The 14,843-nt window shown below is 73.4% G+C and carries 12 protein-coding genes; 8 read left to right on the top strand and 4 right to left on the bottom strand.

The window, feature by feature from the left end:
* Positions 1 to 11 precede the first annotated feature (11 nt).
* The gene (locus O7607_RS27330; protein ID WP_269706289.1) at positions 12 to 566 is read left to right on the top strand and encodes a GNAT family N-acetyltransferase; all 555 of its coding nucleotides are present in this window, start codon (positions 12 to 14) and stop codon (positions 564 to 566) included.
* A 9-nt stretch (positions 567 to 575) separates the two neighbouring features.
* Here the strand turns inward: O7607_RS27330 and O7607_RS27325 are convergent, their stop codons facing one another.
* Both O7607_RS27325 and O7607_RS27320 read right to left on the bottom strand, forming a co-directional pair.
* Entirely contained in the window at positions 576 to 1,397 is an 822-nt protein-coding gene (locus tag O7607_RS27325; protein WP_269706288.1) for an MOSC domain-containing protein, read from the bottom strand.
* Between the two features lie 9 nt (positions 1,398 to 1,406).
* Positions 1,407 to 3,035 (bottom strand): acyl-CoA dehydrogenase family protein, encoded by a 1,629-nt coding sequence (locus O7607_RS27320; protein ID WP_269706286.1) that lies wholly within the window; start codon positions 3,033 to 3,035, stop codon positions 1,407 to 1,409.
* A gap of 179 nt (positions 3,036 to 3,214) precedes the next feature.
* Here O7607_RS27320 and O7607_RS27315 point away from each other — a divergent pair, with 179 nt between their 5' ends.
* The 6 genes from O7607_RS27315 to O7607_RS27290 are packed head-to-tail and all read left to right on the top strand — an operon-like array spanning position 3,215 to position 10,444.
* The gene (locus O7607_RS27315; RefSeq protein ID WP_269706284.1) at positions 3,215 to 4,753 is read left to right on the top strand and encodes an ABC transporter substrate-binding protein; all 1,539 of its coding nucleotides are present in this window, start codon (positions 3,215 to 3,217) and stop codon (positions 4,751 to 4,753) included.
* Positions 4,753 to 5,697, top strand: a complete 945-nt coding sequence (locus tag O7607_RS27310) for an ABC transporter permease (RefSeq protein WP_269706282.1) — start codon at positions 4,753 to 4,755, stop codon at positions 5,695 to 5,697. The genes O7607_RS27315 and O7607_RS27310 overlap by 1 nt, the downstream gene beginning before the upstream one ends.
* Positions 5,694 to 6,575 (top strand): ABC transporter permease, encoded by an 882-nt coding sequence (locus O7607_RS27305; RefSeq protein WP_269706280.1) that lies wholly within the window; start codon positions 5,694 to 5,696, stop codon positions 6,573 to 6,575. The genes O7607_RS27310 and O7607_RS27305 overlap by 4 nt, the downstream gene beginning before the upstream one ends.
* A 35-nt stretch (positions 6,576 to 6,610) precedes the next feature.
* Entirely contained in the window at positions 6,611 to 7,612 is a 1,002-nt protein-coding gene (locus tag O7607_RS27300; RefSeq protein ID WP_269707089.1) for an ABC transporter ATP-binding protein, read from the top strand.
* The gene (locus tag O7607_RS27295; protein ID WP_269706279.1) at positions 7,609 to 8,646 is read left to right on the top strand and encodes an ABC transporter ATP-binding protein; all 1,038 of its coding nucleotides are present in this window, start codon (positions 7,609 to 7,611) and stop codon (positions 8,644 to 8,646) included. Before O7607_RS27300 ends, O7607_RS27295 begins: the two co-directional genes overlap by 4 nt.
* 10 nt (positions 8,647 to 8,656) lie before the next feature.
* Positions 8,657 to 10,444 (top strand): gamma-glutamyltransferase family protein, encoded by a 1,788-nt coding sequence (locus O7607_RS27290; RefSeq protein WP_269706277.1) that lies wholly within the window; start codon positions 8,657 to 8,659, stop codon positions 10,442 to 10,444.
* 154 nt (positions 10,445 to 10,598) lie between these two features.
* Here O7607_RS27290 and sthA read toward each other — a convergent pair whose 3' ends face one another.
* Both sthA and O7607_RS27280 read right to left on the bottom strand, forming a co-directional pair.
* A complete protein-coding gene (gene sthA, locus O7607_RS27285; protein ID WP_269706275.1) occupies positions 10,599 to 12,002 on the bottom strand; it encodes a Si-specific NAD(P)(+) transhydrogenase in 1,404 nt (467 codons plus the stop codon).
* Between the two features lie 81 nt (positions 12,003 to 12,083).
* Positions 12,084 to 13,445 (bottom strand): glycosyl hydrolase family 18 protein, encoded by a 1,362-nt coding sequence (locus O7607_RS27280; protein ID WP_269706273.1) that lies wholly within the window; start codon positions 13,443 to 13,445, stop codon positions 12,084 to 12,086.
* A 141-nt stretch (positions 13,446 to 13,586) separates the two neighbouring features.
* Here O7607_RS27280 and O7607_RS27275 point away from each other — a divergent pair, with 141 nt between their 5' ends.
* The gene (locus tag O7607_RS27275) at positions 13,587 to 14,831 is read left to right on the top strand and encodes an ROK family transcriptional regulator (RefSeq protein ID WP_269706271.1); all 1,245 of its coding nucleotides are present in this window, start codon (positions 13,587 to 13,589) and stop codon (positions 14,829 to 14,831) included.
* Positions 14,832 to 14,843: the final 12 nt, after the last annotated feature.

The raw sequence follows: 14,843 nt of genomic DNA, 5'->3' as shown, positions 1-14,843 counted from the left end.
ACGATCGCCCGATGACCCACCCGGCGTACCCGGTGCGCACGTCCCGGCTGCTGCTGCGCCCGGTCACCCTCGACGACCTCGACGACGTGCACGCCTGGCAGCGCCGCCCGGACGTGGTCCGCTGGATGGCGGGCGCCGCGCCGCGTACCCGGGCGGAGTCCCTCGCGTCGGTGACCGCGATGGCCGGCGAGGACGCGCTGCGCGCGGAGGGCGACTGCCTGACGCTCGCCGTGGTGCGCGACGGGCGGGTGATCGGTGCGGTCGAGCTGGTCTGGCGCAGCGCGGCGGACCGCACCGCCGAGCTGGGGTACGTCTTCCACCCCGACCACGGCGGCCGCGGGCTGGCCACGGAGGCGGCCGGAGCGCTGCTGGACTGGGGGTTCGGGGAGTTCGGACTGCACCGGGTGGTGGCCCGCTGCCACGCGGACAACGAGCCGTCGGCGCGCCTGATGGCCCGGCTCGGGATGCGGCGGGAGGCCCGGCACGTGCGCAGCTACCGGTTCCGGGACGGCTGGGCCGACCAGCTCGTCCACGCGATCCTGGCCGACGAGTGGCGTCGCCGCTGAGCCGCCGGATCAGGAGACGGCGACCGGGTCGCCGACCCGGATCTCGCCGGTGCTCAGCGGCACCAGGCGGACGCCGAACCACGTCTTCCCGTCGTGGCGCCGGTGCCGGGACAGCGTGCGGATCGGTTCCTTCCCGGTGGCGAGCGTCTCCGGGTCGATGAGCGTCACCGAGCAGCGGTCGCAGCGTTCGGAGAACCGGAAGTCCACGGTGCCGATGCGCACCCGCGTCCAGCCGTCCTCGGCGAACGGTGCGAACGGCCCGTCCAGCACCACAGTCGGCCGGAACCGGGCCATCGCCAGCGGCTCCGGCGCGGGCTCGCCGCGTTCCAGGGCGCCCTCGACGATCCAGTCCCGCAGCCGCCGCAGCGACGGCGCCGTGGCGACAAGCAGCGGCCCGGCGTCGGAGAGGTTGAGCGGATCACCGGGCCGGCCGCCGTGTTCGGTCGACATCGGCCGGCGGCGCGGGTCGTCCAGCCAGGCCAGCCGTACCGGCCGGCCCAGCCGCGCGGTCAGCCAGTCGTGGGCCTCGTCGGCGGCGAGCCGGACCGTGTCCAGCCGCGACACGTCGGTCGGGACGGCCGGCCCGTCGACCGGTTCGGCGACTGTCAGCGTCGACCCGTCGCGGGCGGTGAGCGTGATCGATCCGGGGCCGGGCGCGGCGGTCAGGCCGAGCAGCGCCGGCAGGGCGGTCGAGCCCACTTTGCCGCCGTCGGGGCGCAGCACCAGCCAGCGGCGGTCGTGACGCAGGCCCCACGGCTGGACGTCGGCCCGCTCGACGTCGACGCCGCCGAGGGACTTGACCGGGTACAGGTGTATCGAGGCGAGCCGCATCACCACCCCTCAGCCGATCTTGGGGGTGGCGCGGTCGATGATCGCGGCCAGGTCCAGCCCGCCCGGCAGCGTCCCGTACGCCTGCCCGTGGTCGCCGTCGAGCCGGGACGCGCAGAACGCGTCGGCGACCGCCGGGTGGCCGTGGCGCACCAGCAGCGCGCCCTGCAGCACCAGCGCCAGCCGCTCGACCACCCGCCGGGCACGCAGCTCCAGGTCGCTGTGGTCGGCCAGCTCGTCGCGCACCCGGCGCACCGCGGCGTCCAGCCGGGCGTCCGCGCCGGCCGCGGCGGCCACCTCCGCCTCGTACGCGGCGAGCACCTGCGGTTCCCGGGTGAGCGCGCGCAGCACGTCCAGCGCGGCGACGTTGCCGGAGCCCTCCCAGATCGAGTTCAGCGGCGACTCGCGGAACAGCCGCGGCATGCCGGACTCCTCCACGTAGCCGTTGCCGCCCAGGCACTCCAGCGCCTCGGCGGCGTGTCCCGGCCAGCGCTTGCACACCCAGTACTTGCCGACGGCGAGCGCGAGGCGCTTGAACGCGGTCTCGCCGTCGTCGCCGCGCGCCGACCGGTCGGTCGCGCCCGCCAGCCGGACCATCAGGACGGTGGCCGCTTCGGACTCGACCGCCAGGTCGGCCAGCACGTTGCGCATCAACGGCTGGTCGGCCAGGTAGGCGCCGAACGCCCGCCGGTGCGTGGCGTGGTGCACGGCGGTGGTCACGCCGTGGCGCATCCCGGCCGCCGCGCCGATCACGCAGTCGAGCCGGGTCAGGTTGACCATGTCGATGATGGTGCGCACGCCCCGGCCCTCGTCGCCGACGCGCCACGCCACCGCGTGCTCGTACTCGACCTCGGCGGAGGCGTTGGAACGGTTGCCGAGCTTGTCCTTGAGCCGCATGAGCCGCATCGGGTTGCGGGTGCCGTCGGGCAGCACGCGGGGGACCAGGAAGCAGGTGAGGCCGCCGGGCGCCTGGGCGAGCGTGAGGAACAGGTCGCACATGGGCGCGGAGGTGAACCACTTGTGCCCGACGAGCCGGTAGCTGCCGTCCGGCTCGGGGTGGGCGGTGGTGGTGTTGGCGCGTACGTCCGAGCCGCCCTGCTTCTCGGTCATCGACATGCCGGCGAGCAGGCCGCGCTTGGTCTGCGGCGGGCGCAGACCGAAGTCGTACTCGCGGGTGGTGAGCAGCGGCTCGAAGCGGGCGGCCAGGTCCGGGCTGTGCCGCAGCGCGGGTACCGCCGCGTAGGTCATCGAGATCGGGCAGCCGTGCCCGGCGTCGGGCCGCCACAGGTAGAAGCCGGCCGCGCGGGCGACGTGCGCGCCGGGCCGGTCGTCGGCCCACGGCGCGGCGTGCAGGCCGTGCCCGACAGCGGTACGCATCAGCTCGTGCCAGGACGGATGGAACTCCACCTCGTCGATCCGGTGGCCGTACCGGTCGTGGGTGCGCAGCACCGGCGGGTGCTCGTTGGCGAGCCGCCCGTGTTCGGCCGCCTCCTCGCCGCCGGCGAGCCGGCCCAGCTCGCGCAGCCCGGGCAGCGCCCAGCCGGCGCCCTCGCGGTCCACGCCGTCGCGCAGCGCCGGATCGTCGGCGGTGTCGTGGCCGACCATCGGGGGAACCTGGTTGACGACATCGTGTGTGGTCACGGCGGCAACTCCCAGCGGCGGTGGCGGATCGGGTCGGGGCCCGGATTGAACCACCGTTCACTCCGCACCGGCAACACCCCGTCGACCAGTCAGTTTGGCTGGATTCGTTTGACATCATCCGGCTCGGAGATAAGACTCGCCGAAACTTTCTTTTGTCCGGGAAGTGGCAAGGGGGGCCTGTGTCCAGGAACAAGCTCGGCGTGTTCGGCGCCGCACTCACCCTCACCATCGGTGTCCTGTCCGGATGCACCGGCGGCGAGGCGGTCGACGTCGGCGGCGGGGGGAACGCCGGCGGCTCCGGCGGAGTCCTCAACGCCGCGATCGGCGGCGAACCCGACCAGCTCGACCCGCACAAGACCTCCGCCTACTACAGCTTCCAGGTGCTGGAGAACGTCTACGACACACTCGTCGAGCCGGACGCCGACCTGAAGATGGTGCCCTCGCTGGCGACGAAGTGGACCACCAGCGACGACCAGCTCACCTGGACGTTCACGCTGCGCGAGGGCGTCAAGTTCTCCGACGGGTCGCCGCTGACCTCCGAGGACGTCGTCTACTCGTTCGAGCGGATCATCAAGGAGAAGCTGAACAACGCGTACAAGTTCGCCACCGTCAAGTCGGTCACCGGGCCGGATCCGACGACGGTGGTGGTGACGCTGAGCGCGCCCACCCCGAACCTGCTCGCGAACCTCGGCGGGTTCAAGGGCGTGGCGATCGTGGAGAAGTCCAACGTGGAGTCCGGCAAGGTGAAGACCGCGCCGGTCGGCAGCGGCCCGTTCACGGTGGCCGGCTACACCTCCGGCGACAGCATCAAGCTGGTGCGCAACGACGCCTACTGGGGTGAGAAGCCGAAGCTCGACGGCGTCACGTTCACCTTCGTCAAGGACCCGACGGTGGCGCTGCAGAACCTGCGCAGCGGCCAGGTCCAGTGGACCGACAACCTGCCGCCCCAGCAGGTGAAGTCGTTGCAGGACGGCGACGACCCGGTGGTGAGGTCGGCGGCGTCCACCGACTACTGGTACGTGGCGCTCAACGAGGCCCGCAAGCCGTTCGACAACCCCGAGGTGCGGCGCGCGATCGGGTACGCGCTGGACCGCGAGGCGATCACCAAGGCGGCCAAGTTCGGCCTGGCCACCGTCAACCAGACCGCCATCCCGAAGGACAGCGCGTTCTACTACGACTACGCGCCCTACAGCCACGACCCGGGCAAGGCGAAGCAGATGCTCGGCCAGGCCGGCGTGGGCAACCTGACCATGGACCTGATGGTCACCAGCGAGTACCCGGAGACGGTCACCGCCGCGCAGGTCATCGCCGCGCAGCTCAAGGACGTCGGCATCACCGTGAAGATCCGTACGCTGGACTTCGCCCAGTGGCTCGACGAGCAGGCCAAGGGCAACTTCGACGGGTTCATGCTCGGCTGGCTCGGCAACATCGACCCGGACGAGTTCTACTACGCCCAGCACCACAGCGGCGGCACCTTCAACTTCCACAAGTACAAGAACCCGGCGGTCGACAAGCTGCTGGACGACGCGCGCACCCAGACCGACCAGGGCGCCCGCAAGCAGGCGTACGAGCAGGCGGCGAAGCAGATCGTCGACGACGCCAGCTACCTCTACCTCTACAACCCCGACGTCGTGCAGGGCTGGTCGAAGAAGGTCTCCGGCTACGAGGTGCGCACCGACCGGGCGATCCGGTTCCGGTCGGTCGCCCTGGCGAAGTGATGGCCCGCTTCGTCCTGCGGCGGGTACTCCAGTCGGCGGTCGTCCTGCTCGGCGTGACACTCGTGGTGTTCCTGCTGCTGCAACTGGTGCCGGGCGACCCGGTCCGGGTGGCGCTCGGCACCCGGTTCGACCCGCAGACGTACGACGCGCTGCGCGAACGCGCCGGCCTCGACCAGCCGCTGCCGGTGCAGTACGCCAGCTACCTGGGGCACGCGCTCACCGGTGACCTGGGGGTCAGCTTCCGCACCGGTCAGCCGGTGAGCGCGATCGTGCTGGAACGGCTGCCCGCCACGCTGTCGCTCGCGGTCACCGCCGTGGTGTTCGCGCTGCTGGTGGCGTTCCCGCTGGGCATCGTCGCGGCGGTCCGCAGCGGCTCCGCCATCGACCACGCCGCCCGCGTGTTCAGCCAGTTCGGCGTCTCGGTGCCGGACTTCTGGATGGGCATCATGGGCATCCTGCTGTTCGCCGGGGTGCTCGGCTGGCTGCCGCCCTCGGGCTACGTGGCGCTGACCGACGACCCCGGCCGGTGGGCCACCCACGTGGCGCTGCCGGCGGTCACCGTCGGCCTGGTCACCGCGTCGATCCTCACCCGGTTCATCCGCTCCTCGGTGCTGGAGGTGCTCTCCGCCGACTACGTGCGGACCGCCGAGGCGAAGGGGCTGCGCAACCGGGTGGTGATCCTGCGGCACGTGCTGCGCAACGCGCTCATCCCGGTCGTCACGGTGGTCGCGGTGCAGCTCGCGAGCCTGCTCGGCGGCGTCATCGTCATCGAGGTGCTGTTCGCCTGGCCCGGCATCGGCCGGCTCACCTTCGACGCCGTCCAGGCCCGCGACTATCCCGTCCTGCAGGGCGCGGTGCTGCTGGTGGCCGCCCTGTTCCTGCTGGTCAACCTGCTGGTGGACATCCTCTACGCCCGCCTCGACCCGAGGATCACGGTCAAGTGAGCGCCACGACCGAGAGCACCGCACGCCGCGTCCTGGACGCGCTGCGCCGCGACCCGCTCGCCGTCGGCGGCACGCTCGTGCTCGTGCTGCTGGTCGTGGTCGGGGTGGCCGGCCCGTGGCTGGCCCCGGCCGGCGTCAACGACGTCGACGTGGACCAGATGCTGCGCCCGCCCAGCGGCGCACACCCGTTCGGCACCGACGAGCTGGGCCGCGACGTGCTCAGCCGGGTGCTCGTCGCCGCCCGCGTGTCGCTTCAGGTCGGCGCGGTCAGCGTCGGCATCGCACTGGTCGCGGGCGTGACGCTCGGGCTGTTCGCCGGCTACTACCGGGGCTGGCTGGACAGCGTGCTCATGCGCTGCATGGACGTGTTGTTCGCGTTCCCGGTGCTGCTGCTGGCGGTCGCCATCGTGGCGGTGCTCGGCCCCGGCCTGCTCACCGCCATGGTCGCCATCGGCGTGGTCTACACACCCATCTTCGCCCGGATCACCCGCGCCGGCGTGCTCTCCGTACGCGAGCAGGTGTTCGTCCGGGCCGCCGTCTCCATCGGCGCGTCCGACCTGCGCATCATGCGCCGGCACGTGCTGCCGAACATCGCCGCCCCGCTGATCGTGCAGACGTCGCTGTCGCTGGCGTTCGCGATCCTCTCCGAGGCCGCCCTGTCCTTCCTCGGCCTCGGCATCCAGCCGCCCGCGCCGGCCTGGGGCCGGATGCTGTTCGACGGGCGCGGCTTCGTCACCGACGCGTGGTGGCTGGGCGTGTTCCCGGGCGCGGCGATCTTCCTCACCGTGCTGGCGTTCAACCTGGTCGGCGACGCGTTGCGTGACGTGCTCGACCCGCGCCAGCTCACCCTGGGCGAGGCCCGCAGGAGCACCCCATGACCGAGCGCACCGAACCCACCGAGCGCACCGAACGCATGCCGAGCCGGCGTCAGCGGCCGAGCACCGACTCGACGGTGCTGTCCGTGGACGACCTCACCGTGACCGTCGGCACCCGCCGTGGCCCGGTCCGTGCCGTCGCCGGGGTGTCCTGGCAGGTGCGGCCGGGGGAGACGTTCGCGCTGGTCGGCGAGTCCGGCAGCGGCAAGAGCATGACCCTGCTCGCCGCCACCGGCCTGGCCCCGCGCGCCGCCACGGTCACCGGCCGGGTGCGGCTGCTCGACACGGAGCTGACCGCGTTGCCCGACGACCGCCGCCGCAAGGTTCGCGGCCGGCACGTCGGCTTCGTCTTCCAGGATCCGATGACCTCGCTCAACCCGGTGCTGCCGGTGGGGCGGCAGGTCACCGAGGCGGCCGAGGAACACCTCGGCCTGACCCGCCGCGCCGCCCGCGACCGGGCGGTGGAGCTGCTGGAACTGGTCGGCATCCCGTCGGCCGCGCGGCGCGTCGACGCGTACCCGCACCAGTTCTCCGGCGGCATGCGCCAGCGTGTCGCCATCGCCATGGCGCTCGCCTGCGAGCCGGACCTGCTGATCGCCGACGAGCCGACCACCGCGCTCGACGTCACCACCCAGGCGCAGATCATCGAACTGGTCGCCGACCTGCAGGCACGGCTGGGCACCGCCGTCGTCTGGGTCACCCACGACCTGGGCGTCGTCGCGGGCATCGCCGACACCGTGGCGGTCATGTACGGGGGACGGATCGTCGAGCAGGGCCCCGTCGACGCGGTGTTCGACACGCCCACCCATCCGTACACCCGGGCGTTGCTGGCGGCCCGGCCGGACCCGTCGCGGCGCGGCGAGGACCTGGTCGCCATCCCCGGCTCGCCGCCGAGCCCGCTGGACCTGCCGCCCGGCTGCGCGTTCTGGCCGCGCTGCCCGGTCCGCGCCGATCCCCGCTGCGAGCACGAGCTGCCCCCGCTGACGCCGGTCGGCGACGGGCACACGGTCCGTACCTTCTACCGTGGAGAGGCCGGATGAGCGCCGACACCCCGGACCTGGTCGCCGAGCTGGACGACCTGAAGGTGCACTTCCCGACGCCGGCCGGAACGGTCCGCGCGGTCGACGGCGTCAGCCTCGCCGTACGCCGGGGCGAGACGCTGGGGCTCGTCGGCGAGTCGGGCAGCGGCAAGTCCACCGCGGGTCTGGCGCTGCTGCGGCTCGTCGACCCGACCGGCGGCCGGGTCCGGGTCGCGGGCGCGGACGTGACCCGCTGGTCGCGCCGCCGCCTGCGCGCGACGCGCCGCCACGTGGCGATGGTCTTCCAGGATCCGCAGGCGTCCCTCGACCCCCGCCGTACGGTCGGCGACAGCATCGCCGAACCGCTCGTCGTGCACCGGCTCGCCACGTCCGCCGCCGCCCGGCGGGCCCGGGTCGCCGAGCTGCTGGACCTGGTCGGCCTGCGCGCCGACACCGCCGGCCGGTATCCGCACGAGCTGTCCGGCGGCCAGCGCCAGCGGGTCGGCGTGGCCCGGGCGCTGGCCGGCGAGCCGGACCTGATCGTCCTGGACGAGCCGATCGCCTCGCTCGACCTGAGCGTCCAGGCGCAGATCATGAACCTGCTCCGGCACCTGCAACGCGACCTCGGGCTCACCTACCTGTTCATCGCGCACGACCTGGCCGCCGTCGAGCACATGAGCGACCGGATCGCGGTGATGTACCTGGGCCGCATCGTCGAGACCGGCCCACCGGAGCGGATCTACCGGCGCCCGGCGCACCCCTACACGGCAGCGCTGCTGTCCGCGGTGCCGGTGGCCGACCCCCGCGTCGAGCGGGAGCGCCGCCGGATCGTGCTCACCGGCGACATCCCCAGCCCGGTGGACCCGCCGAGCGGTTGCCGCTTCCGTACCCGATGCCCCCAGGCCCGCCCCGCGTGCGCCGAGACCGACCCGGCGCTGGCCGAGGTCGGTCCGGGCCACGAGGCCGCGTGCCTGTTCCCGCTCGACGCCGAGCGCGACGGCGGTGCGGGCGCGGGCGGCGCGACGGAACGCGCCGACGTCGCCGGCACGCCGTAGGCTGCCGCCCATGGCGTTCACCACCCGGCCGACGCTGCGCGGGACGTTCGGCATGGTCTCCTCCACGCACTGGCTCGCCAGTCAGTCCGCGATGGGCGTGCTGGAACGCGGCGGCAACGCCTTCGACGCCGCGGTGGCCGCCGGGTTCGTGCTGCACGTGGTGGAACCGCACCTCAACGGCCCGGCCGGGGAGGTGCCCGCGATCCTCGCCACCGCGGCCGACCCCACGCCGCGGGTGCTCTGCGGTCAGGGCCCGGCCCCGGCCGCCGCCACCGTCGCCCACTTCCGCTCGCTCGGCCTGGACCTGGTGCCCGGCGCCGGCCCACTCGCCGCGGTCGTGCCGGGCGCTGTCGACGCGTGGCTGCTGCTGTTACGCGACCACGGCACCCGCACGCTCGCCCAGGTGCTGGAACCGGCGATCGGCTACGCCGCCGCCGGTCACCCGCTGGTCGGCGCCGCCGGGCAGACCGTCGCGCGGGTCCGGTCGCTGTTCACCGACCACTGGCCGACCTCCGCGCGGCAATGGCTCCGCGACGGCCGCCCGCCCGCGCCGGGGGAGATGGTCACCAACCCGGCGTACGCGGACACGCTGCGCCGCCTCGTCCACGCGGGACGGGCCGCCGGCACGGACCGGGAGGCGCAGATCGAGGCGGCCCGGCGCGCCTGGCGGGAGGGTTTCGTCGCCGAGGCGATCGACGCGTTCAGCCGGCTGCCGTTCCGCGACTCCAGCGGGCGTGCCCACGCCGGGCTGGTCACCGGCGACGACCTGGCTGGATGGTCGGCCACCTGGGAGAAGCCGGTCACGCTGGACTGGCACGGGCACACGATCGCCAAGACCGGCTTCTGGGGCCAGGGCCCGGTGCTGCTGCAGACCCTGGCCGTCCTGGACGCGCTCGACGACCCTCGTGTTCACGATCCGTCCAGCTTGGACGGCATCCACGCGCAGGCCGAGGCGCTGAAGCTGGCGTTCGCCGACCGGGAGGCGTGGTACGGCGACACCGACGTGCCGGGCTGCGCGCTGCTGTCGGCGGAGTACGCCCGTTCGCGGGCCGCGCTGGTCGGTGACCGGGCGTCGGCCGGGTTGCGCCCCGGCAGCCCGGTGGGCGAGCCGCCCCGGCTTCCGTCCCATCTGCACGCCGACGTGCGTCGCGGGGCCGTCCCGCAGGACCCGAGCACCGGCGAGCCCACGGTACGCGCCGACGGCGTGACCCGCGGCGACACCTGCCACGTCGACGTGGTGGACCGGTGGGGCAACATCATCTCCGCCACGCCCAGCGGCGGCTGGCTGCAGAGTTCGCCCACCATCCCGGAACTGGGCTTCCCGCTCGGCAGCCGGTTGCAGATGTGCTGGCTGGAGGAGGGGCTCGCGTCGACGCTGCGGCCGGGCCGGCGACCGCGTACCACGCTCAGCCCGACACTCGTGCTGCGCGACGGCGAGCCGGTGATGGCCTGCGGCACGCCCGGCGGTGACCAGCAGGACCAGTGGCAGTTGCTGTTCCTGCTGCGGCACCTGGCCGGCGGGCAGGAGTTGCAGGAGGCGATCGACGCCCCCACGTGGCACACCACGAGCTTCCCGGCGTCGTTCTATCCGCGCGAGGTCGAGCCCGGCGTGCTGGTGCTGGAGGACCGGATCGACCCGGACGTGCTGGCCGGCCTGCGCGCAAGGGGCCACACCGTCCGCCTGTCCGGCCCGTGGAGCCTGGGCCGCATGTGCGCGGTGACACGCGACCCGCGCACCGGCGTCCTGTCCGCCGCCGCGAATCCCCGAGGCGCCCAGGGCTACGCCGCGGGCCGCTGACCCACCCTCCCACCGCCCCGCCCCGCCCCGCCCCGCCGACTATCCCCGCCGATCTTGCACGTGTCGCCCGGGCATAGCCGGCATAACGGGTGGGCGGCGGGCCGAAAGTGCAAGATCAACGAGGAGGGGCGGGGCGGGCGGGGGAGGGGCGGGGTCAGGTGTCGATGCGGGTGATGTTGCGGATCTTGTTGGCGGCGTCCAGCGCGGCCACCTTGTACGCCTCGGCCAGCGTCGGGTAGTTGAACACCGCGTCGAGCAGGTAGTCGACGGTACCGCCGCAGCCCATCACCGCCTGCCCGATGTGGACGATCTCGGTGGCGCCGGTGCCGAACACGTGCACCCCGAGCAGCCGCCCGTTCTCGGGTGACACCAGCAGCTTCAGCATCCCGTACGAGTCGCCGACGATCTGGCCACGGGCCAGTTCCCGGTAGCGGGCGATGCCCACCTCGAACGGGACGGACGCGTCGGTCAGCTCCTCCTCGGTCTTCCCGACGAAACTGATCTCCGGGATGGTGTAGATGCCGATCGGTTGCAGGTCCGACATGCCGCGCGCCGGTTCGCCGCAGGCGTGCTGCGCGGCCAGCCGGCCCTGTTCCATCGAGGTGGACGCCAGCGCGGGGAAGCCGATCACGTCGCCGACGGCGTAGATGTTCTCGACGCCGGTGCGGTAGTCCGCGTCGACGGTGATCCGGCCCCGGTGGTCGGCGGTGAGCCCGGCCGCCTCCAGCGCGAGGTCGTCGGTCTGCCCCTGGCGCCCGGCGGAGTACATCACGGTGTCCGCCGCGATCTTCTTGCCGCTGCGCAGCACGCAGAGCGCGGCGCTGCGGTGCTTCTCCACGGCGGCCACCTCCTCGCCGAAGCGGAAGGTCACCGACAGGTCCCGCAGGTGGTACTTCAGGGATTCGACGATCTCCTCGTCGCAGAAGTCCAGCATCCGCGGGCGGCGCTCGACCACAGTCACCTTGGTGCCGAGCGCGGCGAACAGGGACGCGTACTCCATGCCGATCACGCCGGCGCCGACCACGACCATGCTGCGCGGGACGGCCTGGAGGTTGATGACGCCGTCGGAGTCGACGATCGTCCGGTCGTCGAAGTCGACGCTGTCCGGGCGGGCCGGGCGGGTGCCGGCGGCGATGACCGCCTTGTCGAAGCTGACCCGGGTCTCCCGGCCGGAGCCGGCGTCCACCCACACGGAGTGGGCGTCGGCGAACCGGCCGGTGCCGGTGATCAGCGAGACCTTGTTGCGGGCCAGCTGGTTGCGGATGACGTCGGTCTGCCGGGTGATCACGTGCTGGGTGCGGGCGGCCAGGTCGGCGACGGTGATGTCCTCCTTGACCCGGTAGCTGCTGCCGTAGAGGTCGCGCTGGCTCAGCCCGGTCAGGTAGAGGACGGCTTCGCGCAGCGTCTTGGAGGGCACGGTCCCGGTGTTGATGCACACCCCGCCGAGCATGTCGCGGCGGTCGACGATCGCCACCCGGCGGCCCAGCTTGGCCGCGGCGATCGCCGCTTTCTGTCCACTCGGTCCGGAGCCCAGCACCAGCAGGTCGTAGTCATACACGAGCGCCAGCCTCGCAGGGTCTCGCAAGAGGCGCCAGCGGCGGGGCTCCGCGCCGGGGGTGGAGCGTGGAGCCCCGCCGGCTCAGCGGCCCTGCAGGGACCGGACGTTGTCGCCGAACGTCCAGCCCTTCGACCCGTCCCAGTTGACCGACCAGGTCATCAGGCCCTTGAGGCGCCCCTGGTAGGTGTTCCACGCCTGGGCCACCAGCGCCGGGCCCATGTAGCCGCCGCCGGCGCCGACCTGCGCGGGCAGCCCGGGGACCTGCCGGTCCAGCGGTACGCGGATGGTGGTGCCCTGGATGACCAGGCCCGCGTCGAGGCAGTTGGTCTGGGCGACGAAACCGGCCACGGTGCCGGCCGGGTACGAGTCACCGGCGCAGCCGTACATCGAGCCGTTGTAGTACTGCATGTTCAGCCACCACAGCCGCCCGTTGTCGGCGTACTTCTTCACGATCGGCAGGTACGCGCCCCAGATCGAGCCGTAGGTGACGCTGCCTCCGGTGACGTACGCGGTCTCCGGCGCCATGGTGAGCCCGAAGCCGGCCGGCATCTGGGCCAGCACCCCGTCGATGATCCGGATCAGGTTGGCCTGTGAGGGGGAGAGCTGGTTGATGTTCCCGCTGCCGGTCAGGCCGGTCTCGATGTCGATGTCGATGCCGTCGAAGTTGTGCCGCTTGAGGATCGGCACGACGGTGGCGACGAACCGGTCGGCCACCGCGCTGGAGCTGAGGTCGATGCCGGCGGTGGCGCCGCCGATGGACAGCAGCACGGTGAGCCCGGCGGCCTTGGCCTGGCACACCTGCGCCGGGGTTGGCACCTTGACGCCGGCGTCCATGCCGTCCTCCCAGAGCACGGTGCCGTCGGCGCGGATGACCGGGAACGCGGCGGTCACCACGTTGTAGCCGTGTCCGGTGATCCGGGAGTCGGTGATCGGGATCCAGCCGAGCCCGGGGTGCACGCCGTTCGCGGCGCCGTCCCAGTTCTCCCAGTAGCCCTGGAGCACCTTGCCCGACGGCCGGGACCGCAGCGCGCAGGTGTCCCCGCCCGGCGTCGTCGGGGTCGGGGAGGCGGTCGGCGTCCGCGTGGGGGAGGCCGTCGGGGAGGCGGACGGGGTGGGCGACGGCGGCCGGGTGGTCGGGCTCGGCGACGGCGTGCCGCCGGTGCAGGCGCCGAGGTCGGTCCAGAGGGCCGGTACGGCGGCCGGGTTCCAGCCCGCGCCGGCCGGCGGGGTGTGCGTGACGAGCGCCTGGTAGAGCCGGCCGCCATAGGTGGCGCGGCTGCCGGCGGTCCAGGTGACGCCCTCGGCCCAGACCGGCGCGTCACACGCGACGAGCGTGCCGACGGCGCCGGCCGGGGTGGCGGCGGTGGCGGGCAGGGCGGCGGCGGTGGCGGCGAGCAGCGCGACGCCACCGAGCAGAGCGGTCATCCCACGTCCGAGTCGCATGACATACCTCCTCATCGATGCGCCGGAGGTTATCAGTTAACTTTGTTAAATGTAAATGCGGCGTACCCTGTCACCACCCGGTTCACGGCGTGAAGCAGGAACGCAGGCCGCCGCGAGCGGCCGGGAAGGACGGCGGCGGACGTGGACGCCAGACGCACCACGGTGCGCGACATGCGCCGGGCCAACCGGTCGGTCCTGCTGACCCGGATCTGGCTGGACGGCCCGCTCAGCCGGCACGAGCTGGGCCAGTCCACAGCGCTCAGCCTGGCGAGCGTCAGCAACCTGGTCGGCGAGATGATCAACGAGGGTCTGGTCGAGGAGGCCGGCTCGGTCGAGTCCGACGGCGGCCGCCCCCGGGTCCTGCTGCGCGTCGCGCCCGGCTACGGCTACCTGGTCGGCGCCGACGTCGGCGAGACCCGGGTCCAGGTGGAGCTGTTCGACCTGAGCATGACCGCGCTGGCCAAGGCGGAGTACCCGATCACCGCGGCCGATCCCGACCCCGAGCGGGTCGCCGCGCACCTGCGGCACGGCCTCGCCGCGGTCATCGACCAGGCAGGCGTCGACCCCGCCGCCGTGCTCGGCTTCGGCGTCGCCGTCGCCGGCACCGTCGAGCGCACCGCCGACGCCGTGGTGCACGCCCAGACGCTCGGCTGGGACGGCGTCCCGCTCGGAGCGATGCTGCGCGCCGGCACCGACGTACCGGTCCACGTGGACAACGGCGCGAAGACGCTCGGCCAGGCCGAGATGTGGTTCGGCGCCGGCCGCGGCGTCCGGCACGCGGTGGTCGCCCTGGTCGGCTCCGGCGTCGGCGCGAGCGTGGTCGCCGACGGCGTCGGCTACCGCGGCGCGCACAGCAGCGCCGGGGAGTGGGGCCACACCACCATCGTGTACGGCGGCCGCCGCTGTCGCTGCGGCAACCTCGGCTGCCTGGAGGCGTACGTCGGGGCGGAGGCGGTGCTGGACCGGTTCCGCCAGGCCAACCGGGGCCGCCCGGCACCCGGCGCGGACGAGGAGTCCGCCTTCGGTGAGCTGCTGCGTTCCACCGGCCGCACCGCCGCGAAGGTGGTCGACGAGACGGTCGGCTACCTGGGCGCCGGGGTGGCGAACCTGGTGAACCTGTTCAACCCGGAGCGGGTGGTGCTCGGCGGCTGGGCCGGGCTGGCCCTGGGCGAACGGCACCTGCCCGCGATCCGCGCGGCGACCGCCCGGCACGCGCTGCGCCAGCCGTACGCGCAGACCTCGATCGAGCTGTGCCGGCTCGGACCGGACGCGGTCGCGATGGGCGCCGCCACCCTGCCGATGACCCGGCTGCTGCGCGACGGCGGCGTGCCCCGCGACCCGGCCGCCCGCCCGGGCCCGGCGTGGGGGCCGGGCCGCCGTCACTGACCTGACCGGCCC

The sequence above is a fragment of the Micromonospora sp. WMMA1949 genome, assembly GCF_027460145.1.
GTDB lineage: Bacteria > Actinomycetota > Actinomycetes > Mycobacteriales > Micromonosporaceae > Micromonospora.
The sequence above is the reverse complement of the archived record's forward strand: the minus strand, read 5'-3'. Positions and strand labels throughout refer to the sequence as shown.

What these genes read in the sequence shown, in the direction of transcription:
- O7607_RS27330 (WP_269706289.1), top strand. Translation starts at nt 12, where the DNA reads ATGACCCACCCGGCGTACCCGGTGCGCACGTCCCGGCTGCTGCTGCGC.
- O7607_RS27325 (WP_269706288.1), bottom strand. Translation starts at nt 1,397, where the DNA reads ATGCGGCTCGCCTCGATACACCTGTACCCGGTCAAGTCCCTCGGCGGC.
- O7607_RS27310 (WP_269706282.1), top strand. Translation starts at nt 4,753, where the DNA reads ATGGCCCGCTTCGTCCTGCGGCGGGTACTCCAGTCGGCGGTCGTCCTG.
- O7607_RS27300 (WP_269707089.1), top strand. Translation starts at nt 6,611, where the DNA reads ATGCCGAGCCGGCGTCAGCGGCCGAGCACCGACTCGACGGTGCTGTCC.
- O7607_RS27295 (WP_269706279.1), top strand. Translation starts at nt 7,609, where the DNA reads ATGAGCGCCGACACCCCGGACCTGGTCGCCGAGCTGGACGACCTGAAG.
- O7607_RS27290 (WP_269706277.1), top strand. Translation starts at nt 8,657, where the DNA reads ATGGCGTTCACCACCCGGCCGACGCTGCGCGGGACGTTCGGCATGGTC.
- O7607_RS27280 (WP_269706273.1), bottom strand. Translation starts at nt 13,445, where the DNA reads ATGCGACTCGGACGTGGGATGACCGCTCTGCTCGGTGGCGTCGCGCTG.